Origin of the sequence: Winogradskyella sp. 4-2091 (assembly GCF_045765065.1) — a bacterium.
In the GTDB taxonomy this organism is placed as follows: Bacteria; Bacteroidota; Bacteroidia; order Flavobacteriales; family Flavobacteriaceae; genus Winogradskyella.
In genome coordinates this window covers 148,677-171,584 of sequence record NZ_JBJKOD010000001.1, presented here as the reverse complement: position 1 = coordinate 171,584, position 22,908 = coordinate 148,677, and the positions used below count along the sequence as shown (strand labels likewise).

Below are 22,908 nucleotides of genomic sequence, written 5' to 3'. Positions count from 1 at the left end.
TTAAAAATTTAAGATAAAAAATTCTGAATATAATGTATCAATTAATTCATCATTTTCCGCATGTCTATAAACATACGGTCTTTTTCTAGGGTAATACTTTTTTTTGACCGTACTATCTTCCGGAATAAACCTATCTGCTATTAAAATACCGATAGACCAACCCAATTTTCTGCATATTTTTAAGGCATTACTTGTATTAGAGTAGCTCTTAAAAAACACATCTGGATTGCTTATGTAATGAATTTCAGCTAATGTTAATCTATTCTGAATACTCTTTTTTAAAACTGATACCTTATTAAAAACGTTAGGTACATAGCTCCTTTTTTTACTAATTATAAAACAATCTAAATTGTCAGCTTTTAGATATAAAAACTGAGCGTTTTTAAAATCTCTATGATCATTATACAACTTCAAATCTTGCGGACTAAGCAGCTTTACCGCATTCTTATCTGTGACTTTTTCAATTTCAAATTTTACTAGCCCTTTTGCACCTTGCACTGGAAGTATTTTATAATTTTTATAAGCCACTTCATTAAATTTCAAACTCTTAAATATCTTGAAAGGCCCTTCAGATGCCGTAAAATTTGTAATTACATGGTCTTTCAATCTTAGAACTTTAAGCAATAATGCCATACCTCCCATTTTTACAGAAGGATCTACAATCCAGCTGTGCGTATTACAAAATTTTTTAACTTCTCCATTTACTAATCGCTCAGAAAAAATTGTTCCTATAAATCCTAATAGCTTATTATCGACTTCTAACACATATCCATAGTGATTATGAGCTGCATTAAAATTCACTTCGGTAATCTTTTTCCAATCTGTTTTGCTCAAACTTGTATTATTAAGTCTAGCGAGAAGCTTATAAACGGCTTCAAAATCTAACTGAGTCGCCTCTCTAACAGTCATGGTTATTAATAATTATCGTAGTTATAATAATAAATAGATTATAAAGCACTGAACAGCTCGTTCCTATTTAAAACTGAAGAAATTTAGTTACTTATTAAGCTTCTATTTTCTCTTCAATCTTTATTTTTATTAATTGAAAATTAAGCATTTCAATAATATCTTCTTCTTCGAATTCAATATCAAACTCGTCTTCTAATGCAGTTACAAGATTAATGGATCCTATAGAATCCCAATTGTCTAAATCATCTGGGCTTGTGTCTTCGTTAATCTCTTCTGTTGATACATCAAACACGAGAGCCATAATTTCTTTAAGTTTTTCTTCAATATTAGGCATAATGTAATGTTATATAATTATACGCGTTAGCGGCTGCAAAAGTAGCCTTTTTCATTGAATATACGGTCATTGTTTCAGATTGTTCTTTGAGCTGAAAACCAATTTTAGGATAAAAATCAGCAACTTGTGCATTCTTTTTAGTTACAATATAAGACCCTTCTAGGTGTTGTGTTTTAGCGAACACTTGAGTTAATACTTCTTCTAAAAATCTATATTCTACTGTTCTTCCCAGTATTCTGCAACTCATTAAAAGCGCATCTATATGTGCAGTGTTTTCATCTACATAGTTTACTATACATAGACCAGTAATACCACTATCTCCAAATTTGTCTTTTACACCAAACGCAAAACAATCATAAGCTTCGTCATTTACAAATTGTGTTATTTGAGCCTCAGTATATCTTGGTGTAGTTAAATTAAACTGATTGGTTTTTTGTGTCATTTGAGCCATTCGAGAAATGAGTTGCTCGTCATTCTTATAAATAGTCAACTCTAAATTTAATGCCTTCAAAAAATCCTCAAAACTTTGTGATTTTCCTTCAGCCTTAGAACGCGCTACGTTCTGCTTATATTGATCTAGTTTTTTACCGTCTTCTTGGCTTTCATTGAGTTGTAAAAAATAGTTTGTCCATTGCTGCTGATCCACATAGTACTGCACCGCATTTTTTGGAACTTGTATCGTCTCTACAGAAGGGACTTGATCTCGCATTAATTGAACTTCAAAGTCACTATCATCAACAAAAACAAAAGAGTCTACACCTATATTTAGTTCTGAAGCCAATTGCTTAAGGTTTTCACTTTTTGCTTCCCAATTCACTTTTTTAGCAACTAATACGTCTTGCTTTATTGTTAAATCTGCGTGGTTCTCTAATACTTTATCGACATCTTCTTCATTGTTCTTACTTGCTAGAGCCAAAAGAACACCCTTTTTACCTAAAGACATTGCTCTATATTGTGCTGCCGCAAACGCCTGACCTTTGTATGTGTTTTCATCCATGGCTATATGATCAAAGCCATCTTCTCCTAAAATACCTTTCCACAACGTATTATCACAATCTAATGCTAGCAATTTTTTAACTTGTCCTGTTACTGCGTTAAAATAAGGCTGAATAAGTTTCATATAACTCATATAAAACCCGTGTTTATATAACAATTTATTCTTTAGATACCCTTTAAAGTCAATGGTGTTTTCTATGCCTGATTGTACTAGACATTTATCCGTATTAACCCATTTAATTGATTTAGGTGCATGCTCTTCACAAAATCTATTTAGCCTTATTGCTAATTCTTCAAGTTCTCCCGTTTGGGTTTGTAAATAACTAAATGGTAATGCTGTAAAACGATTCATTATGACTAAAGATGCATTAGCTAACGCTGCAAAAGTAAGTTGCAACTCGGCTTGTATTTTTTGTTCTAATGCATAAATATGCTCAGTATCAAAACTATCAATTTTATATTCCAAGCCGTGTAAACAATTGGCAAGCTCCCAAAATATAAGAACAATTTTATTGTTTAAATCAAATTCTTGCGCATTTTGAGAGATATTATCATAGTCTCCAAAAGTAATATCAATATTAATATTGTTTACTGCACAATTATATTCTAGGTAATCTTTTATTGGGTTTGTAGTAATATTATTAAGCACTACAAGCTCAATATTATGTGAGTAACTTTTCTGTTCTAAATTAGCTTTAGCTTTTAAGAGCTCTAAATAACTGTTCATAATAAAGGTATATTATATGATTTTCCTTAATGTGTTTACCACATCACTTGACCACCATTGATACGAATGGTTTCTCCTGTTATAAAACCACTTTTAGACGAATCTGCTAAAAACACGATTGCTTGAGCAATATCATCTGGTGCAGCCAAGCGTTTAAGTGGTGTTTTTGCAGCCGTTAACAATTTTATTTTTTTAGGCAAATCAGCATTTAAATCTGTATCAGCGATACTTGGAGAAACTGCATTTACTCTAATTTTTTTGCTAGCTAAATCTGTAGCCAAAGACTTAGTTAAACCCAACAAAGCTCCTTTTGCTGTTGTATAATGTGCTAATTTAGCAAAGGGTTGTTCTATTGACTGAGTCGTAATAAACACAACACCTGCTTGCCTTTTAGCAAGATGATTTTCTAACTTTTGAGTTAATAAGAACGGTATTTCTACGTGCAATTTTATTTGTATTGCAAAATCACTCCAATCTAATAATTGAAAATCTATATTAGGGATTGAAGGGCTTGATGTATACACTAAAGCATCTAAAACATCTGTGTATCTATTGACAGCATCTAAAATATGTTCTACTCCATCCTTTGACGTTAAATCACTTTGTATAATTCTTAAACGCTCTGGTTCTTTAAGCGTATTTCTTAGATTTAGTAAACCAGTTTTATTACTATTGTAATGTCCAATAACATGAAATCCGGCATCAAGTAATTGCCTTGTAACTTCTAGGCCTATTCCACCAGATGCTCCAACAATCAAAGCTATTTTGGGTGTATCTTTTAATTGTTCTATAGATTGTTCTTCTACTTTTTCAAACGGAATGATTTTAACTTTAGCGTTACCTGTAGTTACTTTCTGTTTGTTCTGATTAAAAATTACAGTAGATAACTCTATACTCTCTTCTCTATCATTCTTTTTAAGTACTTCTGCAATTACAGTTATGGTATCTCCGATTCTAACCGGTAATAAAAACTCTAAACTTTGAGAAAACCAAAGCGCTCCATCTCCAGGTAATTTCGTTCCAATTACAGTAGAAATAAATGATGCACCCAACATACCATGTGCTACTTGTTTTTTAAAAGCTGTTTTTTTTGCATAGGTCGCATCAACATGTAGACGATTATCATCACCTGTTAATTCTGCAAATTTATCTATATCTTTTGCGGTAATAGTATGTACTACTTCGGCTGTTTGCCCTATAAAAATTTCAGAATATGTCATTTAATATAACTTTTAAGTACTGTTTTATTGAAAAAAGAACCTCCATATTCGAAGTATTTTTTCCTCAACTTTTTAATATCATTTGGCCTATAGGCTATAAGCTTTATTAGCGTATTTATAATAGATTTTTTCAACAATCCTTGTCGTTCATGAGATAAGTCTACATGGACTAATACACTTATTAAAACCTCTACTACATTTCGTAATTTAGCCTCCTTCTTTAATAATGAATGAACACCACCTTCATGAACACGATAAATTGTTGTTACATCCGGAAGTCTATAATAAGGCTGTTGACTCGTTATTAATAAATTTAAAGGCCAATCTCCAATTTTTAGATTAGTCATCCAATCTAAATTAGATATAAGTTCTTTTTTAAAAAGAATCGTTTGAGAATTTATTTTATTTGACTGCGCTAATGATTCAAAAGAAATCTCTCCTTCCTCTAAGATACTGTCATTATATGTATTTTCATTTTCAAAGAACCAACGGTTGTTTGTAGACACACCTCCATAACTTGGTTGTTGTTCTAAAAAATCGACTTGTTTTTGAAGTTTGTTTTCATCAATCCAGTAATCATCACCTTCACAAAATGCAATATATTTACCCTTACACGCTTTTAAAGTTCTTAAAAAATTTGGTAAAACACCTAAATTAACACTATTGTCTAAAAGTGTAATTTTATTATTCGATGCTGCTAATTCTTTAATAATTAAAGCAGTACTATCAGTGGAGCAATCTTCACCAATAACAATTTCAAAATCGAAATTGGTGTTTTGCCCAATAATACTTTCCAAACTTTTTTTTATGTAAGCCTCCTGATTATAGGTGATAACGCATACAGACACAATAGGATTGAGATTTTTATCTGCCATTATTTTAAAAATCTTTCAAATGGTTTTCTTTCTCTAATACGTTTTGCTGGTGATCCGTAATAAAGGCCATGACTCTCTAAATCCTTAACGACTAAAGAACCACTGCCTACTACAACATTTTCTCCAATAGAAGTTCTATCTAAAATAGTCACACCTAATGCTATCGCAGAATATCTACCCAAATTAAAATATCCACCAGTTGTAACACCAGCTGATAATGATGAAAAATCTGCCATTGTACAATTGTGCTCTAAGGAACTGTTTGTATTTATGACGCAATGGTTTGACATGTTGGCTTCAGAATTAATAACAACACCTGGCATGATAACATTTCCAACACCCATTTTTGCGGTTGGACTTATGTAGGCGAATTTAGATATAGCGTTTATGAATTTAAAATCTTCACTTTGTTCCAAAATTTCTGAAACCACTTTTTCTCGCAAATAATTATCACCTAAACCAACAAGTCCTGCATTAAAATTATATTGTTTAGATAATTTTTGAATCTCATTTTGTCTACCAATAACTTTATAGCCATAAAAACTATCTCCTATATTAATAACTGAGTCAATTATCCCAACAATCGAATATTCTGGTCGATCTCTAAGAATATCTATTATTACCCTTGTTTGAGGTCCTGCACAGCATATGACAATATTTGTTGTTTTCAACTTAATAAATTTTTGATAATTAATAATTGATTTTCCTTACTCAATTTATCAAATAAAGGAAGCGTTAACACAAGCTTAGATTGCTGTTCAGACACTTCAAAAACATTTTCGCTTTCTGTGTAATTTAAAGTGTTCAAACTTGGAAAAAAATAACGTCTACAATAAATATGATTATCATCCAGTAATTTTTTCTTTTCTAACAAGTCTTCTTCCGTTTTAAAATATATTGGAAAGTAGGCGAAATTAAAACCAGGCTCATCAATAAGTTCTAATACTTTAAAGTCTTGACTAAGATGCTCTCTATACATTAACCATTGCTCCTTGCGCTTTTCTAGAACAGAAGACATATGCTTTAAATTTGCTATTCCCATAGCGGCATGGAACTCTGAATTTTTACCATTTATTCCTATGCCCCAAAAATCCTCTTGCCCATTATGGCCAAAGTTGCGCATATAGTTTATTTTATGAGCGACATCTTTATTGTTAGTGAATAACGCACCTCCTTCTACGGTATGAAATAATTTGGTAGCATGAAAACTAGTAGTGCTAATATCTCCATACTCAAAAATTGATTTCCCTTTATATGTAGTTCCGAAACAATGGGCTGCATCATAAATGACCTTTAAATTATGTTTTTTAGCAATAACTTCAATGGCTTCTACATCACAAGGGTTACCATAAACATGCGTTGCAAGAACACCTGTAGTTTGCGGTGTTATGGCAGCTTCAATTTTTTTAGGATTAATATTACAAGATCCTTTTTCTATATCTACAAAAACAGGCTTACACCCTTCCCATACAATACTACTTGTTGTGGCTACATAAGAAAACGGCGTTGTTATAATTTCTCCTGTGAGTTCTAATGCTTTAATAGCAATCTGTATAGCAATTGTCCCGTTATTTACATAACTAAAATGACCTTTATAGTTTAAAAACTTTGGGATTTCAGATTCTAATAAGTTAACTAAAGGTCCACTATTGGTAAGCCAATTTCTCTCGTACACTTCATCTAATAAGGCGTACAACTCTTGTTTTGGCGGTAAAAATGGTTTGGTTACAGGTATCATATTAATATCCAAGTTTCAGGTATAAATTTTGTTTTTTCAAAGAACGCCTGATAATCTTGATTTCGATACCAAGCCTTTGGCGCTAATACAGTTTTATTTGGGTTTTTATTTAGCCAAGCAGACCACCAACTGAAGGTTGAGTTAGCAATGATATTATGCTCACATGCTGCCATAAACATTAAATCAAAATAATCTTTATAAAGCTCTTTTTCTTCTATAAAATAAGTGTTTTCTAAAGTCTTGAATTCATTCTTAACCCATTCTATATCATCAGAAAAAAAAAGAAATTTATTTGAGGTCTCTTTGTTAGATTTAAAATAGTCAATACATCTATCATAATAATTACGATCTAAAGTTTCAAATAATTGATTCGCTCCTTTATCAGATATATAATCTGCACGACGAATATGAATTGAAATAAACTTATTTTGTTTTATCCATTCGATTTTTTTCTTGAATAGATCTGTTTTTAAATCTTCTTTTAATTCAATATTTTGTAAAAGTTCAGTCCTTATATTTTTAAAATATCCAGAATTAGCAAAATAACCATTAAGATATTGATCTTTTGGCGTTGCTTCTAAAATAGATAAATCTAATTCTCGATCTCCTAAACTATAATAACGCTTAGAGTTTCTTGGTTTTAAAGCGTTAGTTATTCTTTCAAATATAGAAAGATTTAAAAACGCATCTACTTCTTTTTTAGAATAGATTTTATTGTCAATTTTAAATGAACATAATCCAAACTTTCTTCCATAAGGATCGCTCTCAAAAGACTTGATATCTATTTTTAATTCTTGATTCCTTTGTTTCGCAATTGCTAAGCTAGCAGCATATTCAAATAATTGATTACCTAAACCACCTTTTAAATTAATGACTACCATTTATTTTAATTTTCTTTTTTGTCTAAAATAAAATTGCCCGATTCTCTTACCTATGTATGTTAAAAATGTAACATTATCAAAATAATTAATACCATATCCCATTTCGCTATTCACTTTTTTCATTAAAGCATTAGCATTTAAATTCTTTACTCTCTTATATGGTATAATCTGTCGATTCATTGGACGGATTTTACTAATCTTTTGGCCTCTACTATTTTGTCCTTTTTGAATATCTCCATTAACTTTATTATATGACGTAGCATTGCTTATAACGTTCTCATATTCTATCCCCATTTCGTCACACATCTTATTAAATACTAATTCTGGCGATTCAGTAAAATCTTCATATTTAAAGATAGGAATATTAAGTTGCTTTAAAGCAGTAATATAATTTTCATAATATTTAAAAAAGCTGATGTGGTCTGGTTGACCTCTAGAAATCCATACATCTATAGCATTTCTAACGAATCCTATTACAATTGGGTCGAGGTGTTTTAAATCTTCAAGTATGCTAAATGTATTACTTGGATTATTATTATTTTCTCTGAGCGGTTCAAAATCAACAATAGACCAATCTCGAATGATTAATTGCTTATTGTTATTAATACAATGCGCATTTAATTCTGTAGCTAATTCAGAAAAAGAATCAGATTTTAGATCTATATCGTACCAAGTATGCGCCTGGCTCTTAATATCATATAAAGGATTTAACATATCTACGCCTGATCCTCCACCTGAAGAATTCACTTCAGACATCACTACGGTGTCAGTTAAACTTGACAAACACTTATTAAGTATTGTACCACCTGAACGCGCATAACAAAGTATTATAATAGGTCTTTTCATTATTTTACAAAAATAACTTTAATTTTTTTCTTAATGTTGCGAATATACGGATTCAAAAAAACCATAGTTTCAATCCAATCCTCATTTTTAGATTTATAATTAAAATATATAAATAATATGCCAAACACGATACTTCCAAATATTAGATTGAGTAAATAATAATCTTTAAGAAAATAAACTAGCACATATACCAATCCTAATGCAACGACAGTATAAGCCACTTGTAAGAATATTTTCTTTAATGGGATACTAATTTTCAAGTTGATTTCTTTTGATGCAAAAAACAAATCAGTTATACCTGTTACACCAGCGTAAGCACCACTTACCAATACAAAACTAAAAATACCAAACGGAGCAGCTATTAAAAGTGTAATAGTATAGATTGTACGTTTTATCAATATATACCTTAAACTAAATCGAGATTTTCCCCTAGATATTAAAATATTATTACTCACGCTACTAATTGGCATAAAAAAACCTGTAATGCACAGTATTTGTAAGTAAGGAATTGTTTCTGCCCACTCGTCTGTTAATAGCAATAAGATAACTTCTTTAGAATAAAAAGCTAGTAATAACATTATAGGAACGTAGACAATGCTAAGCAGACCTATTGAAAATGAAAAGTACTTTTTTAGTCTATTCTCGTCATGTTTAATTTTTGAATATACAGGAAAAAGCACTTTATTAAGGACTGACGTGATAGTAAGCAAAGGCAACACCTTCATTGATTTCGCTCTATTATAAAACCCAACGCTTGCAGGGTTGTAAAATCTACCGATTATTAAAACATCAATTTGTTCAAAAATACGCGCAACAAAATTAATGCCTAACATATTCGCTCCGAACTTTAGATACCCTTTTACCTTATTTAAACTAAAATATAAACTCGGTTTTAATGGTGAGACTACCCAATAAATTATAGTGGTCAATCCTGCGCTTACTAAATTCCTTATTACCAAACTCAAAACACCAAAACCATCGTATGCCAAATACAATCCTAAGCCTCCAGAAACAACATTGACAAAGACGCCAATCATAGTTAATTTCTTAAAATCTAAGTCTTTTCTAATTAAGCTTCCTAGGCTACTGCTCATTGAGCCAAAGATTAGACCTACTGCAGATAATTGAAATAAAAACTCAAGTTGATTATCTTTAAAAAAATCGGCAAATAATCCAGACGTAAAAAAGAGAAAAATGAAGAGTATTATTCCAATCCCAAGGTTAAACAAAAATATACTAGAAAAATCTTTTTTATTTACACCACTTTTTTGAATTATCGCACTACCTAATCCAAAATCTTGAATAACATTAAGTACAGTAGTAATTCCCATAACCAAGCCTATGAGACCAAATGCTTCTGGCCCTAAAAGTCTAGCTAAAACTATTGAAATTATAAATGTGAGTAGTTGATTAGTTACCTGCCCTAATAAACTCCAAGAAATACCACTTACTACTTTGTTTTTAAGATTGTCTGCCACTTGATTTTAATTAAAGTTCAATAACAACTTTTTTTTGTTGTAATTTTTAAATCAACACCATTATTTCAAGTAGAACTAGCCTAAAACAATGCTTCAAAGTTAATCTCTCGAGAGCTTTTATATAATCTATTATCAAGTAATAAACTTTATATTACTATCCCCTTGCCGTAATCTTTTTCAAATAATCATAATAATCACCTTTTAGGCTCGCAGTTGATTCTATAATTGACTCCTTTGTAACCCAATCATAATTCATTGCGATCTCTTCTAAACAAGCAATTTTAAGTCCTGTGCGTTTTTCTACCGCTTTCACGAATTCTGTAGCTTCTGTAAGTGCTTCGTGCGTGCCAGTATCTAACCAAGCAAAACCTCGACTTAGTATTTGCAGTTTTAAGTTCTCTTCTTCTAGATAGCTTTGATTTACTGATGTAATTTCTAATTCTCCACGACTTGATGGTGTTACATTTTTAGCCACTTCAATTACAGAGTTCGGATAAAAATATAACCCAACAACTGCATAATTTGATTTTGGCACTTTGGGTTTTTCCTCAATACTAATTACATTCTTATCAGTATCAAATTCTGCTACTCCGTAACGCTCTGGATCACTAACGTAATTCCCAAAAACAATGGCTTTACCAGACTCTTCTACGGTTTTCACAGACTCTTTTAATATATTTTGAAGACCAGCACCATAAAAAATATTATCACCTAAGACCAAACACACATCATCATTACCAATAAATTCTTCTCCTATAATAAATGCTTGGGCTAAGCCATCTGGAGATGGTTGCTCTGCATATTCAAAATTAACACCAAATTTTTCTCCTGATCCCAACAGTTTTTTAAAATTTGGAAGATCGACTGGTGTAGAAATTATTAAAATATCTCTTATACCAGCGAGCATCAGAACTGATATTGGATAGTAAATCATTGGTTTATCGTAAATTGGCAATAACTGTTTACTCACACTAATGGTTAATGGGTGTAACCTTGTGCCTGACCCACCTGCTAATACAATTCCTTTCATCTACCTTATTTTATAATAAACCTTAATCTAAACTTAAAAATTTATCTCTTACTTCAACCAAAAAACACTAAAATTTAATGCGTTGAATACTGCTTATTGTAATAATCCTTATAATCTCCTGAAACTATATTATTTAGCCAAACTTCATTATCTAGATACCAATCTATAGTTTTCTCTATACCTTCTTCAAATTGTAATGATGGCTCCCAACCTAGTTCTTCTTTCAATTTTGTAGAGTCTATAGCGTAGCGCATGTCATGACCTGCCCTGTCTTTTACATAAGTAATTAACTTTTCAGACGTTTTTTCTTCTCTGCCTAGCTTTTTATCCATCACCTTACAAATTACTTTTATAAGGTCAATATTTTTCCATTCATTAAATCCGCCAATATTATAAGTATCACCGATAGTTCCGTTATGAAACACAACATCAATAGCTCTTGCATGATCCTTAACGTATAACCAGTCTCTAATATTAAGACCTTCTCCATAAACTGGTAGTGGCTTATTATTTCTAATATTATTTATAAATAGCGGTATTAATTTTTCTGGAAATTGATTTGGCCCGTAATTATTAGAGCAATTTGTTATCACTACAGGTAAACCATAGGTGTTTTGATATGCTCTTACAAAGTGATCTGAACTCGCTTTTGAGGCAGAATATGGCGATTTTGGATCATACGATGTTTCTTCTAAAAAATAGCCTTCCTGTCCTAGTGAACCAAATACCTCATCTGTTGAAATATGATAAAACAATTTATTAGAATAATCACCTTTCCAACTTTCCTTTGCTTGATTCAGTAAGGTTAACGTGCCCATTATATTTGTGTGTGCGAACTCAAATGGATTTGTGATAGATCGATCTACATGTGATTCTGCAGCTAAATGTAATACAGAGTCTATATCATACTTTTCAAATATTTCCTTTACTAAATTTTGATCGCAAATATCTCCTTTGATAAATTTGTAGTTCGCTTTGTCCTCAATATCTCTTAAGTTCTCAAGATTTCCTGCGTAAGTAAGCGCATCTAAATTTATAATATTGTAGTCTGAATACTTTTCTACAAATAACTTAACAACATGACAACCGATAAATCCAGCACCTCCAGTTACTAAAATATTCTTCATTCTATATTAATTTTACTTTAAGTTTATAGCTATAATTTCCCAAGAAAAGACAATAACTGATGCTTATATTTTTACACTTTTGTAAGCAGATTGATTTGCTTTAAACCAAGCATAAGTATCACGAATACCTTTATCTAAACTGTATTTTGGCAACCAACCTAAAGATTGTAATTTAGAACTGTCCATCAATTTACGTGGTGTGCCATCTGGCTTAGAACTATCCCAATTGATAACACCATTATGTCCTACGATATCCTTAATGGTTTCGGCCAATTCTTTAATTGTAACATCTGTACCTGTACCAACATTATAAAGATGTTCTGGCAATTTGTTTTCTACTGCAAATATTACGGCTTGTGCTAAATCATCGACGTGTAAAAACTCTCTCATTGGCGTACCGCTTCCCCATAACTCTACAGAAGCATCAGTTGGTTTTGCCTCATGAAATTTACGCATCATAGCAGGTAATACATGAGAACTTTTTAAATCAAAATTATCATTTGGCCCATATAAATTTGTAGGCATTAGGCTTACAAAATCCTTACCATACTGTTTCCTTATTGCCTCACAAGCTTTAACACCCGCTATCTTTGCAATGGCATACCATTCATTTGTTGGCTCTAAACTATCTGTAAGCAGATATTCTTCTTTTAGAGGTTGAGGCGCAAATTTTGGATAAATACAAGAACTCCCTAAGAATATAAATTTAGATACATCTGCATTGTGAGCGGCATCTATTAAGTTATTCTGAATCTGAAGATTTTCCATTAAAAATGGATACGGATTCTCATTATTCGCTAATATACCACCAACTCTTGCTGCCGCATCAATAATAATGTCTGGCCTATAATTATCAATAAAATCAATTACGGCTTGTTGGTTTCGTAAATCTAATTCTTTACTTGTTTTACCTACAATACTAGTGTAGCCTTTGGCTTCTAAAGCTCGCCAAACCGCAGAGCCGACCATACCGCGATGACCTGCTATGTATATTTTTGAATCTTTCCCCATATTACTCAAAATAATTCATGGTTTTAAAACCTCCCTTCTCAAGGTATTGCTGTTCTTGCATAACCTTAATGTCACCTTGCATCATATCTTTAACTAAATCAGCTAAGTCATACTGACATTCCCAACCTAATTTTTCTTTGGCCTTAGACGCATCTCCAATTAGCAATTCTACTTCAGTAGGTCTGAAGTAACGTGGATCTACCGCTAAAACCTCTTTTCCTATTTCAACTTGATATTTAGGATTATTACATTTAGTCACGTACGCTTTTTCATCTTCGCCACTACCTTTAAACTCTAGTTCAATACCAACTTCAGCAAAACTCATATGAACGAAATCCCTAATTCTTGTAGTTTTCCCAGTAGCGATTACCCAGTCTTCTGCTTCATCCGCCTGAAGAATCATCCACATCATACGAACATAATCCTTAGCATGTCCCCAATCTCTTTGTGCATCTAAATTTCCTAAATGGAATTTATCTTGTAACCCTAAGGCTATTCTAGAGACTGCTCTAGTAATTTTACGTGTTACAAACGTTTCTCCTCGTATTGGCGATTCGTGATTAAATAAAATACCATTACAAGCATACATATTATAGGCTTCACGATAATTCACAGTTATCCAATACGCATACATCTTAGCAACAGCATAAGGCGATCTTGGGTAAAAAGGTGTTGTTTCAGATTGAGGTACTTCTTGAACCTTACCATACAATTCTGACGTTGAAGCCTGATAAATTCTGGTTTTATTTTCTAAACCTAATAATCGTACAGCATCCAAAATTCTTAAGGTACCTAAACCATCTGCATTACCAGTATACTCAGGAATTTCAAAAGAAACTGCAACATGACTCATAGCCGCTAGGTTGTAAATTTCATCAGGTTGAATTTCTTTTATCAACCGGATAAGGTTAGTACTATCCGTCATATCACCATAATGCAAGTAGAAATTTTGATGATCTACATGTGGATCTTGATATAAATGATCTATTCTGTCTGTATTAAACAATGAAGAACGACGTTTAAGTCCGTGGACTTCATACCCTTTCTTTAATAAAAACTCACTTAAATAGGCACCATCTTGCCCTGTAACTCCTGTAATAAATGCAACTTTACTCATTAATAACTTTGTATATAAATGTTTAAATGCTCAAGCTAATTGTAATACAAATTTAAAAAAATAAGAAGACTTAAATAATCTACACAATTTTTAAAATTATAATGTATTCAAAAAAACTTCAACCAAATAATATATTCTTTAATTTACTTAACTAAAAACCAAGAATTCAACAATTCCTTCCTATTGTATAACATATCCTCCTTAGTGCTCCAATCTATTACTTGAAAACCTGCATGCTCACAAATAGCTTGTCCTGCAGCTGTATCCCATTCCATTGTAGGCGCAAATCTTGGATAACAGTCTGCTTTTCCTTCAGCTACCATACACAATTTAAGAGAACTTCCTTTTGATATTAAATTTACTTCGCCATGCGCGTTACGCATATCATTAACATACGCTTCTGTCTCTGGCGACATATGAGACCTACTAGCAACAACTGTAAACGTTTTATCGTCGCTTTCTAAAGGTAATTTTTCTCCTTCGTTCATTAAAACGTCTACATTGTAATCATCGAGATTAACTTTAACTTTAAAAGCACCCATGTCTCTGGTAGAAAAATACAAATCCCCTAAAACAGGTACATAAATAACACCTATTACCGTTTTCTGATTTTCAATTAAAGCTATATTAACAGTAAACTCGCCATTCCGTTTTATAAACTCCTTAGTTCCATCAATAGGATCTACGATCCATAATTGACTCCAATCTTTTCGGTCCTCATATGGTATTGATTTTCCTTCTTCAGATAATACTGGAATATCAGTAGTTCTCAAATGAGACATTATAACTTTATGTGACGCTAAATCTGCTTTGGTTAATGGCGAATTATCGCCTTTCATTTCTACTTCAAAATCATTAGAATGATAAATTTCTAAAATTTCTTTACCAGCTTCGAGGGCTGCTTCAATTGCAATCTTTAAATTGTTGTCCATTTAAAATAATTATATAATCATTCCTGCTCCAATGGTCTCATTGGTTTGTTCGTCAATTATAATAATACTTCCAGTTTGTCTGTTTCTTTTATAAGCATCATAGAACATAGGTTTAGCTGTTCTTATAGATAAACGAGCGATATCATTCATTTCAACACTAGTAATATCTTCTATGCGATGTAAGGTGTTGATATCTATTTTATACTTTAATTCTTTTACCATACCAATAGATTCATTGGTCGTATGCTTTATAACTACTTTAGTACGTGCTTGAATTGGTTTAGAACTCATCCAAGTTACTAAAACTTCTAAATCTTGTCCGATTTCAGGAACATTATTTTCTCTAACAATCATATCACCACGACTGTTATCAATCTCATCTTCTAATGTCATGGTTACTGACATTGGCGCAAATGCTTCTGATATTTGCTCGCCATTAAGTTCTATTGTTTTTATAGTAGACACAAAACCTGATGGTAAAGACTTCACTTTATCTCCTGGTTTAAAAACACCACCATCTATACGACCAGCAAAACCTCTATAGTCTTGATTTTCTAATGTATGAGGACGAATTACGGATTGAATAGGAAAACGACAATCTACTAAGTTATGATCACTTGAGATATGAACAGTTTCTAAATGGTACATTAATGTACTACCTTGATACCAATCCATGTTTTCAGAACGATTAACAACGTTGTCGCCATTTAATGCAGAAATAGGAATAAACTGAATATCATTAATTCCTAATTTTGAAGAAAACGCATTAAAGTCAGACACAATACCATTGTAAACGTCTTCACTATAATCTACTAAATCCATTTTATTTACACATACTATGGCATGAGGAATTCGCAAAAGAGATGCAATAAATGCGTGACGATGTGTTTGCTCTAACATTCCTTTTCTAGCATCAATAAGTATAATGGCTAAATTTGCCGTAGATGCTCCAGTAACCATGTTTCTTGTATACTGAATATGTCCTGGTGTATCTGCAATAATAAATTTACGTTTTGGAGTAGCAAAATAACGGTAAGCCACATCAATAGTAATACCTTGTTCACGTTCAGATTTTAAACCATCGGTAAGCAATGATAAATCTACATAATCAAATCCTTTAGATTTACTAGACTCTTCTACAGCTTCTAATTGATCTTGAAAAATTGATTTACTATCGTATAACAAGCGTCCTATTAAAGTACTTTTTCCATCATCTACACTTCCTGCCGTTGTGAAACGCAATAATTCTATATCTTGATAATCCATTTATTTATTTTTTTGCTATTTGCTATCTCGCTTTAGCGCATTTACTATATTCTAATATCTCTTTTATTCTTGAAAATCGTATTTTAAAAATAACCTTGTTTTTTACGATCTTCCATTGCCGTTTCTGCACGTTTATCATCAGCTCTACCACCTCGTTCTGTTGTTCTAGTCGTAGCAATCTCCTCGATAATTTTCTCTAAATCATCTGCTTCAGATTCAACAGCACCTGTAATTGGCATATCTCCACACGTTCGGTAACGAATTGTCATATTCACAACCTCTTCATTTTCCTTCAGCTTTATAAATTCTGAATTTGCCAAAATCACACCATCTCTTACAACACAATCGCGCTGATGAGAAAAATAAAGTGATGGCAAATCAATATTTTCTAATTTAATATATTCCCAAACATCCATTTCTGTCCAATTAGAAATTGGAAACACTCTAAAATGTTCGCCGTAATTTTTTCGGCCATTAAAGAGATTCCAAAGTTCTGGTCTTTGATTTTTTGGGTCCCATTGCCCAAACTCATCTCTATGCGAAAAGAAACGCTCTTTTGCTCTGGCTTTTTCTTCATCACGTCTTGCGCCACCCATTGCTGCATCTACCTTATATTCTTCTAAAGTATCCAACAAGGAAACAATTTGAAGTGAATTACGCGACGCATCTGCACCTGTCTCTTCTTTCGCTCTACCTTTATCAATAGCTTCTTGTACTGAACCAACAATAAGTTTAACACCTAACTTTTCTACTAAAGCATCTCTAAATGCAATAGTCTCTGGAAAATTATGACCTGTATCAATATGAATTAATGGAAATGGAATTTTTGCTGGGTAAAATGCCTTCTTTGCTAAATGTGTTAGCAAAATAGAATCTTTACCTCCTGAAAAGAGTAAAACCGGATTCTCAAATTGAGCCGCAATTTCTCTAATAACAAAAATGGCCTCTGACTCTAACTCTTTTAAATGATTAATTACGTAATTACTCATATTCCTTATTTTAATTTTTGTATTATAAAGTCTAAGATAATTTCAACCGATTCTTCAATTGACTGATTATCTGTTACTATTTCTAAATCTGGATGCAATGGTGCTTCGTATGGTGCCGAAATACCTGTCATGTTTTTAATTTCGCCTGCTCTCGCTTTTTTATACAAGCCTTTAACATCTCTACGTTCACATTCTTCTAGAGAAGTATTGACATATATTTCAATGAAATTTTCTACGCCTACAATCGTTTTTATATTCTCTCTATCTTGAATATATGGCGACACAAAAGCGGCTAAAGTTACTACGCCTGCTTCAACCATAAGATTCCCAACTTCAGCTATTCGTCTTATATTCTCTGTTCTATCCTCTGGCGCAAATGTAAGGTCTTTATTTATACCTTGTCTTATATTATCGCCATCCAATGTAAAAGTTGATATCCCTTTTTTGTGAAGTTGTAATTCTACCAAATTTGCCAAAGTAGACTTTCCTGAACCCGATAAACCAGTGAACCACAATAACATTGAGTTATGATTGTTCAATTTTACGCGATCAGCTTTTGAAACCGTGAAGTTATGTTTTACAGTATTAGAACTCATTATTACTTATTGATTATTTAGTTTTTCTAACTGCTTTCTTTTATTTCGTTTGTCCAACCCAAAATTAATACGATACCATAATTTTTCGTGACCAAAATACAACAGCATTTTAGTAATTACCTCTGCGCCTCCGATTTTTAATCCTGTTAGAGGGTTACCAGTAATCACCCACCCTAATATAATAGTATCAATTGTACCAACACCTCGCCATGAAAACGTTTTTAATATATGTCTCTTGTTCGATGATTTTATAGTAGACTTAAACCAAACCCTTTCGTGGATGTAATACAATACCATTTTAGTCAAGAGTTCACAAGCTCCCATTAAAACCCCTACACTTAAATCGCTAGAAATAAACCATGATAGCAGAAGTGTATCTAAAGTACCGATTAGACGCCAAGTGATCGTCTTAGCTAAATGCCTTTTACTAAATCTCAAAATTTAAAAACTTTAAACAACAAGAAACAACAAACTATTTGAGAAGAATACAAGCTGAACGTTCTGTTAAAATTATTACTCAATTACTTAACATTTTAGTAGTGTGCACATTGAATCTAGCATTAACTAAGATTTTACTTCATTAAACATAAACAGCTTATATGTCGGTTTATTTTGGCAAATATAAATAATAAGATTTTGACTTTATCATAGTTCGTTATAATTATAGCAATAAATACTTTATTTTAAATTTTAAGATTGAATCATTATTAAATCAATAAAATTCACTCAATAATTACAAGATTTGTAATATAATCACAAGAACATCATCACTATTCTAAAAAAATTAACATTTTATACGAAAAGACCTACGTAAACAATACCTTTCACCTAAGAAATCGCGCTCTAAAATTTTTTAATTCGCAAAATTTGTTATATTTGCGCCATCTAAAATCCCCAAAAACACTTACCTATCAAGAGGATACCCAAGTGTTTTAATGATTTAATTAAAATAAATTATGAAAAAAACTTACTTTTTTTTATTGGCTTTATCCATATTTTCACTTGGATTTAGTCAAACCATTGTTACTGTAGATCGTGCAAACATTGTAGGCCCTACAGACACTGGAAATGATCCTTCGATTTCTTCAACAGGATTTACAAGAGGCTCTGGAGTTAACTTGGCCTCTACTAGCACAAATTTCACGACAAGCCAGTGGGATGCGACAACACAAGCACAAGCTGAAATAAATAATGATTTTATTGAATGGTCCGCAATTGCAAGTGCTGACAATGAAATTGAATTAACAGAAATTGATTTAAGATTACGAAAAAATGCTAATGGCCCAGCCAACTGGCAAATATTCTACAGTTTAGATAATTTTGCAACTGCAGGTATAGCATTAACAACGGTTCAAACTACATCATCTACGTTTACCAACTTTAACTTAGGAAGTTTAAGTGTTCCAACAGGAGCAGGTGGTACTATTACCTTCAGATTATATGCATGGAATGCACCAACAACTGGTGGCTGGATTAGAATTGGCGGAAGAGGCGCATGGTCGCAATACGGAATTGCTTCACCTGGTTTTAGATTACAAGGTAATATCAATTCTACAACCCTTAACAGTACAAACTCTGATATTATTGCAACAAGCTATAATCCAACGGATAATATAGATTATGCATCTTATAGTGCTTCTTCAGGATTAACCATATCAAACTCTATTAAAGTTGGAGAATTTTCTATTAGAGATGGAGGTGCTTCACTTGTAGATACTGATTTGTTAGCAACAGTTTTAACTGATTTAGAATTTGGAATCTCTAACAGCGATGTTATTTCTACTTTAGCTTTATTTGACGGAACGTTAAATGTTGCTGAAGTTTCTGTGGTAGATGAAACTGCAACTTTCACAGGAGTTACAGGGCTAAGTGCATTAGATAACAGTTCTAAAACATTTGATGTTTATGCTACCTTTAACACAGCTGTATCAGATAATACTCAATTTCAATTAACTGTAAACTCTGCATCTGCTAATGTAGCTGTTGGATCTAGTTTCGAAGATTTCAATGCAGGTGGTGCGCAAACACCGATTGCAGGTGATGACAATAGAATAGAAGTAATTGCAAATGCTGTTGTTTTTGGTCAACAACCAACGAACACAAATCAATTTGAAATTATGACACCGTTTCCAACAGTTTTAACTGTTGATAGTAATGGTAATTTAGACGAAGATTATAATGGCACTGTAACTATTTTAGCTGCAGGATCTATGAACCCTTCATCAATTAGTTACTCTGTGATTAATGGTTTAGCAACTTTAAACACCGTTACATTTACAGAAAAAGAAACAGTTACCACAATTGCTGCATTAATTGGTGGCGTTGGTTTCGCAACTAGTAACGCATTTGATGTTAATGGGCCTTTAATTTCTATTGCACAACAAGATTTCGATGGTAGCACACCAGAATGGACATATTCTACTAGTATCCCTAGTTTTGATAATGGTTGGGGCACAAGTTATTTTGGTGTTATAGATAGCGCTGTTGCATCACCTTTAGATAATGCTTCTTTTTCAAACAATATATTTGGAGAAAACGATTTGAACAACACCTCTGGAGGTACATCTGGCTATGTCACAATAACCTTCGATACTATTGATATTAGCGCATATAATAATGTTTCTTTAAGTTTTGATTGGGACGTTGATGGATACGAAGCTAACGCTGATGATGTTCAATACCGTTTAATATACGATGGAGCTAATGAGCCATTAGTCTTTTTATTTGATGGTAATGGTGTACCTGTATCCGATGAAGGAACACTTAAAGTTAGTATACCAAACTCAGTGAATACTATTGCACTGCAAGTTCGTGTAAGAAACAACGGTGTAACTGGATATTCTGGTTTTGACAACTTTAAATTAACAAGTGTTTTTGACGGTTTATTATATACAGATAATGGATGGTCACCAAATGCACCATCTAGTTCAACAGGTGCTGATGACGCTTATATATTAGACGGTACTTATACTGCAGGTTCTAATATTCAAATTAATAATTTCTATGTTAATGATGGCGCAACAGCAAGTATTGCTGCAGGTCAATCAATAACAACAAATTCTGGTATTATAAATAATGGTGCGTTAGAACTGAATTCTTCATCGACGTCTTATTCTAGTTTAATTACAGATAATATTCAAGGTGAGGTTACTTATTTTCGTCATGTAAATCAGTTTGCTGACTCAGGCTCTACAACTGGAAAGAATGATTTGGTTTCAGCTCCTGTAACAAATAGTAGCCAAACGTTCTTAGCATTAAGAACAGCTAACACACAAATTCCATCAGGAACAATTGGAGGTGTGCCTTCTTATTTATTTGGTCCTTTTGATAATGACGCTTATGAATATATTAATTATACAGCTTCAGACGATCCATCGTTAATTGAGTCTGGTATTGGATACAGAACAGCGTCTACAGCTGCAACAGGTTCTACTTTTGAATTTGTTGGTAACGTTGAAACAGGATCTAAAAGTGTTGCCATTAACATCGGTGCAATTAGCAGTCAAAATTTAATTGGTAACCCTTACCCTTCTTATATTTTATTATCTGAATTTTTATCAGAAAATGCCTTAGCATTTAATCCAACCAATTATGGTGTATATGGTTATAGAGGCGATGTAATTGATGGATTTATTGTATGGAACCAAGCATACTCCGATGCTAATCCTACTGCAAAAATTGCTCCAGGACAAGGTTTCTTTGTAGCTTCAAAAACAGGAGGTGCAACAATTAACTTTACTCCAGTGATGAGAACCATTGGTACAACTGATGACTTTATTGTTGGAAGATCTGAAACTCAAAACTTAGCTAACGTAAGGTTACAAGTTGAAAAAGAAGGTGCTATTTATGGTACAGATTTATATTTTAATGATAATGCATCATTAAGCATGGATCCTGGCTATGATTCTGAGATGTTTGAATCTACATCACCAGAATTCTCTATCTACTCACACTTAGTGCAAGATAACTTAGGTAAAGATATGGCTGCACAATCGGTGAGCTATTCAGATTTAGATAATGTTACTATTCCTTTAGGAATTAATATTATTCAAGGTGAGCAAGCTACTGTAAGTATTAGTGAAAGCTTTATCCCTGAAAATGTTGAAGTAACATTAGAAGATAACGTAACTAACACGTTTACTAATTTATTAGAAGGTGATTATACATTTACACCGAGTACAACGTTAACAGAAACGGGTCGTTTTTATATTCATTTCAATGCGACTAATGCACTTGGTATAACGGATAATATCTTAAATGGTTTAGAAATTTACGCAATCTCTAAAACGATTGTTGTAAAAGGTCAACTAGAAGAAGATACTACTTTAAATGTATTTGATATACAAGGAAGAATTGTAAATACAACAGCACTAAATTCTCGTAACACAGAAAATAATGTAGATGTATCTAATCTTTCTGCTGGTATCTATGTTGTTCAATTACAAAGCAACATTGGTAACAGAACTCAAAAAGTTATTATTAAATAACCTTAATAAAACACTTATTATTGAAGCGCATCTATTTTAGATGCGCTTTTTTTTGCACATTTTTATAAAAATAATTCCAAATAAGAATATTTAGGAAATTCGCAACAGAAAGAAGTAAAATTCTTATAATTCTTATTTCTCCTTGTTACAATAAGGTGATTACTACATACTTCATAAGTGACCTTACTAAACAATAGGTGTCTAACTATTGATATTAACCGTTTGTTAATATTTAAATATATCATAAAACATCAGTTTTACTATATTTGTCATCCCTCATCCTTACAGACTTAACCACATTTTTAATCAATAAACGATTAACAAACACTATGCAACGGTTTTGAGTAAA

Annotated in this window: 20 protein-coding genes; 1 reads left to right on the top strand and 19 read right to left on the bottom strand. The window is 32.2% G+C overall.

The features are described from left to right. The 19 genes from ACJBCC_RS00725 to ACJBCC_RS00635 form a co-directional block, all read right to left on the bottom strand. Positions 1 to 909, bottom strand: a complete 909-nt coding sequence (locus ACJBCC_RS00725; protein ID WP_299099015.1) for a hypothetical protein — start codon at positions 907 to 909, stop codon at positions 1 to 3. Between the two features lie 94 nt (positions 910 to 1,003). Next, positions 1,004 to 1,243 carry an acyl carrier protein gene (locus ACJBCC_RS00720; RefSeq protein ID WP_299099013.1) on the bottom strand — a complete coding sequence of 80 codons (240 nt, stop codon included), beginning with the start codon at positions 1,241 to 1,243 and terminating at the stop codon, positions 1,004 to 1,006. Continuing rightward, positions 1,236 to 2,966: an HAD family hydrolase gene (locus tag ACJBCC_RS00715; protein ID WP_299099011.1), complete on the bottom strand. Its 1,731-nt coding sequence runs from the start codon at positions 2,964 to 2,966 to the stop codon at positions 1,236 to 1,238. The genes ACJBCC_RS00720 and ACJBCC_RS00715 overlap by 8 nt, the downstream gene beginning before the upstream one ends. A gap of 35 nt (positions 2,967 to 3,001) precedes the next feature. Beyond that, a complete protein-coding gene (locus ACJBCC_RS00710) occupies positions 3,002 to 4,186 on the bottom strand; it encodes an SDR family oxidoreductase (protein WP_407556127.1) in 1,185 nt (394 codons plus the stop codon). After that, positions 4,183 to 5,061: a glycosyltransferase gene (locus tag ACJBCC_RS00705; protein ID WP_299099007.1), complete on the bottom strand. Its 879-nt coding sequence runs from the start codon at positions 5,059 to 5,061 to the stop codon at positions 4,183 to 4,185. Before ACJBCC_RS00705 ends, ACJBCC_RS00710 begins: the two co-directional genes overlap by 4 nt. Next, the gene (locus ACJBCC_RS00700) at positions 5,061 to 5,732 is read right to left on the bottom strand and encodes a NeuD/PglB/VioB family sugar acetyltransferase (protein WP_299099005.1); all 672 of its coding nucleotides are present in this window, start codon (positions 5,730 to 5,732) and stop codon (positions 5,061 to 5,063) included. Before ACJBCC_RS00700 ends, ACJBCC_RS00705 begins: the two co-directional genes overlap by 1 nt. Beyond that, positions 5,729 to 6,799 (bottom strand): DegT/DnrJ/EryC1/StrS aminotransferase family protein, encoded by a 1,071-nt coding sequence (locus ACJBCC_RS00695; protein WP_299099679.1) that lies wholly within the window; start codon positions 6,797 to 6,799, stop codon positions 5,729 to 5,731. Before ACJBCC_RS00695 ends, ACJBCC_RS00700 begins: the two co-directional genes overlap by 4 nt. After that, a complete protein-coding gene (locus tag ACJBCC_RS00690; protein WP_299099003.1) occupies positions 6,796 to 7,680 on the bottom strand; it encodes an alpha-1,2-fucosyltransferase in 885 nt (294 codons plus the stop codon). The genes ACJBCC_RS00695 and ACJBCC_RS00690 overlap by 4 nt, the downstream gene beginning before the upstream one ends. Then, on the bottom strand, positions 7,681 to 8,526 hold the full coding sequence (locus ACJBCC_RS00685; RefSeq protein WP_299099001.1) for a hypothetical protein: 846 nt from the start codon (positions 8,524 to 8,526) through the stop codon (positions 7,681 to 7,683). Next, positions 8,526 to 10,004: a lipopolysaccharide biosynthesis protein gene (locus ACJBCC_RS00680; protein WP_407556126.1), complete on the bottom strand. Its 1,479-nt coding sequence runs from the start codon at positions 10,002 to 10,004 to the stop codon at positions 8,526 to 8,528. The genes ACJBCC_RS00685 and ACJBCC_RS00680 overlap by 1 nt, the downstream gene beginning before the upstream one ends. A 154-nt stretch (positions 10,005 to 10,158) precedes the next feature. Beyond that, positions 10,159 to 11,034 carry a glucose-1-phosphate thymidylyltransferase RfbA gene (gene rfbA, locus ACJBCC_RS00675; protein WP_407556125.1) on the bottom strand — a complete coding sequence of 292 codons (876 nt, stop codon included), beginning with the start codon at positions 11,032 to 11,034 and terminating at the stop codon, positions 10,159 to 10,161. Between the two features lie 74 nt (positions 11,035 to 11,108). Beyond that, on the bottom strand, positions 11,109 to 12,161 hold the full coding sequence (gene rfbB, locus ACJBCC_RS00670; protein ID WP_299098995.1) for a dTDP-glucose 4,6-dehydratase: 1,053 nt from the start codon (positions 12,159 to 12,161) through the stop codon (positions 11,109 to 11,111). Positions 12,162 to 12,224: 63 nt separating this feature from the next. Beyond that, positions 12,225 to 13,172 (bottom strand): GDP-L-fucose synthase family protein, encoded by a 948-nt coding sequence (locus tag ACJBCC_RS00665; protein ID WP_407556124.1) that lies wholly within the window; start codon positions 13,170 to 13,172, stop codon positions 12,225 to 12,227. Between the two features lies 1 nt (position 13,173). Further along, a complete protein-coding gene (gmd, locus tag ACJBCC_RS00660) occupies positions 13,174 to 14,289 on the bottom strand; it encodes a GDP-mannose 4,6-dehydratase (protein WP_299098991.1) in 1,116 nt (371 codons plus the stop codon). A 143-nt stretch (positions 14,290 to 14,432) separates the two neighbouring features. After that, positions 14,433 to 15,221 (bottom strand): 3'(2'),5'-bisphosphate nucleotidase CysQ, encoded by a 789-nt coding sequence (gene cysQ, locus ACJBCC_RS00655; protein WP_407556123.1) that lies wholly within the window; start codon positions 15,219 to 15,221, stop codon positions 14,433 to 14,435. A 9-nt stretch (positions 15,222 to 15,230) separates the two neighbouring features. Beyond that, positions 15,231 to 16,487 (bottom strand): sulfate adenylyltransferase subunit 1, encoded by a 1,257-nt coding sequence (locus ACJBCC_RS00650; protein WP_299098987.1) that lies wholly within the window; start codon positions 16,485 to 16,487, stop codon positions 15,231 to 15,233. 83 nt (positions 16,488 to 16,570) lie between these two features. Next, a complete protein-coding gene (gene cysD, locus ACJBCC_RS00645; RefSeq protein ID WP_299098985.1) occupies positions 16,571 to 17,476 on the bottom strand; it encodes a sulfate adenylyltransferase subunit CysD in 906 nt (301 codons plus the stop codon). Positions 17,477 to 17,481: 5 nt separating this feature from the next. Continuing rightward, positions 17,482 to 18,072 carry an adenylyl-sulfate kinase gene (gene cysC / locus ACJBCC_RS00640; protein WP_299098983.1) on the bottom strand — a complete coding sequence of 197 codons (591 nt, stop codon included), beginning with the start codon at positions 18,070 to 18,072 and terminating at the stop codon, positions 17,482 to 17,484. Between the two features lie 6 nt (positions 18,073 to 18,078). After that, positions 18,079 to 18,510 carry a DUF2061 domain-containing protein gene (locus tag ACJBCC_RS00635; protein ID WP_299098980.1) on the bottom strand — a complete coding sequence of 144 codons (432 nt, stop codon included), beginning with the start codon at positions 18,508 to 18,510 and terminating at the stop codon, positions 18,079 to 18,081. A 518-nt stretch (positions 18,511 to 19,028) separates the two neighbouring features. Between ACJBCC_RS00635 and ACJBCC_RS00630 the strand changes: the two genes are divergently transcribed. Further along, on the top strand, positions 19,029 to 22,559 hold the full coding sequence (locus tag ACJBCC_RS00630; RefSeq protein ID WP_407556122.1) for a T9SS type A sorting domain-containing protein: 3,531 nt from the start codon (positions 19,029 to 19,031) through the stop codon (positions 22,557 to 22,559). Positions 22,560 to 22,908: the final 349 nt, after the last annotated feature.

Excerpts from the sequence above, each read along its gene's own strand:
- ACJBCC_RS00725 (WP_299099015.1), bottom strand. The coding sequence starts at position 909 with ATGACTGTTAGAGAGGCGACTCAGTTAGATTTTGAAGCCGTTTATAAG.
- ACJBCC_RS00720 (WP_299099013.1), bottom strand. The coding sequence starts at position 1,243 with ATGCCTAATATTGAAGAAAAACTTAAAGAAATTATGGCTCTCGTGTTT.
- ACJBCC_RS00715 (WP_299099011.1), bottom strand. The coding sequence starts at position 2,966 with ATGAACAGTTATTTAGAGCTCTTAAAAGCTAAAGCTAATTTAGAACAG.
- ACJBCC_RS00710 (WP_407556127.1), bottom strand. The coding sequence starts at position 4,186 with ATGACATATTCTGAAATTTTTATAGGGCAAACAGCCGAAGTAGTACAT.
- ACJBCC_RS00705 (WP_299099007.1), bottom strand. The coding sequence starts at position 5,061 with ATGGCAGATAAAAATCTCAATCCTATTGTGTCTGTATGCGTTATCACC.
- ACJBCC_RS00695 (WP_299099679.1), bottom strand. The coding sequence starts at position 6,799 with ATGATACCTGTAACCAAACCATTTTTACCGCCAAAACAAGAGTTGTAC.
- ACJBCC_RS00690 (WP_299099003.1), bottom strand. The coding sequence starts at position 7,680 with ATGGTAGTCATTAATTTAAAAGGTGGTTTAGGTAATCAATTATTTGAA.
- ACJBCC_RS00685 (WP_299099001.1), bottom strand. The coding sequence starts at position 8,526 with ATGAAAAGACCTATTATAATACTTTGTTATGCGCGTTCAGGTGGTACA.
- rfbA (WP_407556125.1), bottom strand. The coding sequence starts at position 11,034 with ATGAAAGGAATTGTATTAGCAGGTGGGTCAGGCACAAGGTTACACCCA.
- rfbB (WP_299098995.1), bottom strand. The coding sequence starts at position 12,161 with ATGAAGAATATTTTAGTAACTGGAGGTGCTGGATTTATCGGTTGTCAT.
- ACJBCC_RS00665 (WP_407556124.1), bottom strand. The coding sequence starts at position 13,172 with ATGGGGAAAGATTCAAAAATATACATAGCAGGTCATCGCGGTATGGTC.
- gmd (WP_299098991.1), bottom strand. The coding sequence starts at position 14,289 with ATGAGTAAAGTTGCATTTATTACAGGAGTTACAGGGCAAGATGGTGCC.
- cysQ (WP_407556123.1), bottom strand. The coding sequence starts at position 15,221 with ATGGACAACAATTTAAAGATTGCAATTGAAGCAGCCCTCGAAGCTGGT.
- ACJBCC_RS00650 (WP_299098987.1), bottom strand. The coding sequence starts at position 16,487 with ATGGATTATCAAGATATAGAATTATTGCGTTTCACAACGGCAGGAAGT.
- cysD (WP_299098985.1), bottom strand. The coding sequence starts at position 17,476 with ATGAGTAATTACGTAATTAATCATTTAAAAGAGTTAGAGTCAGAGGCC.
- cysC (WP_299098983.1), bottom strand. The coding sequence starts at position 18,072 with ATGAGTTCTAATACTGTAAAACATAACTTCACGGTTTCAAAAGCTGAT.
- ACJBCC_RS00630 (WP_407556122.1), top strand. The coding sequence starts at position 19,029 with ATGAAAAAAACTTACTTTTTTTTATTGGCTTTATCCATATTTTCACTT.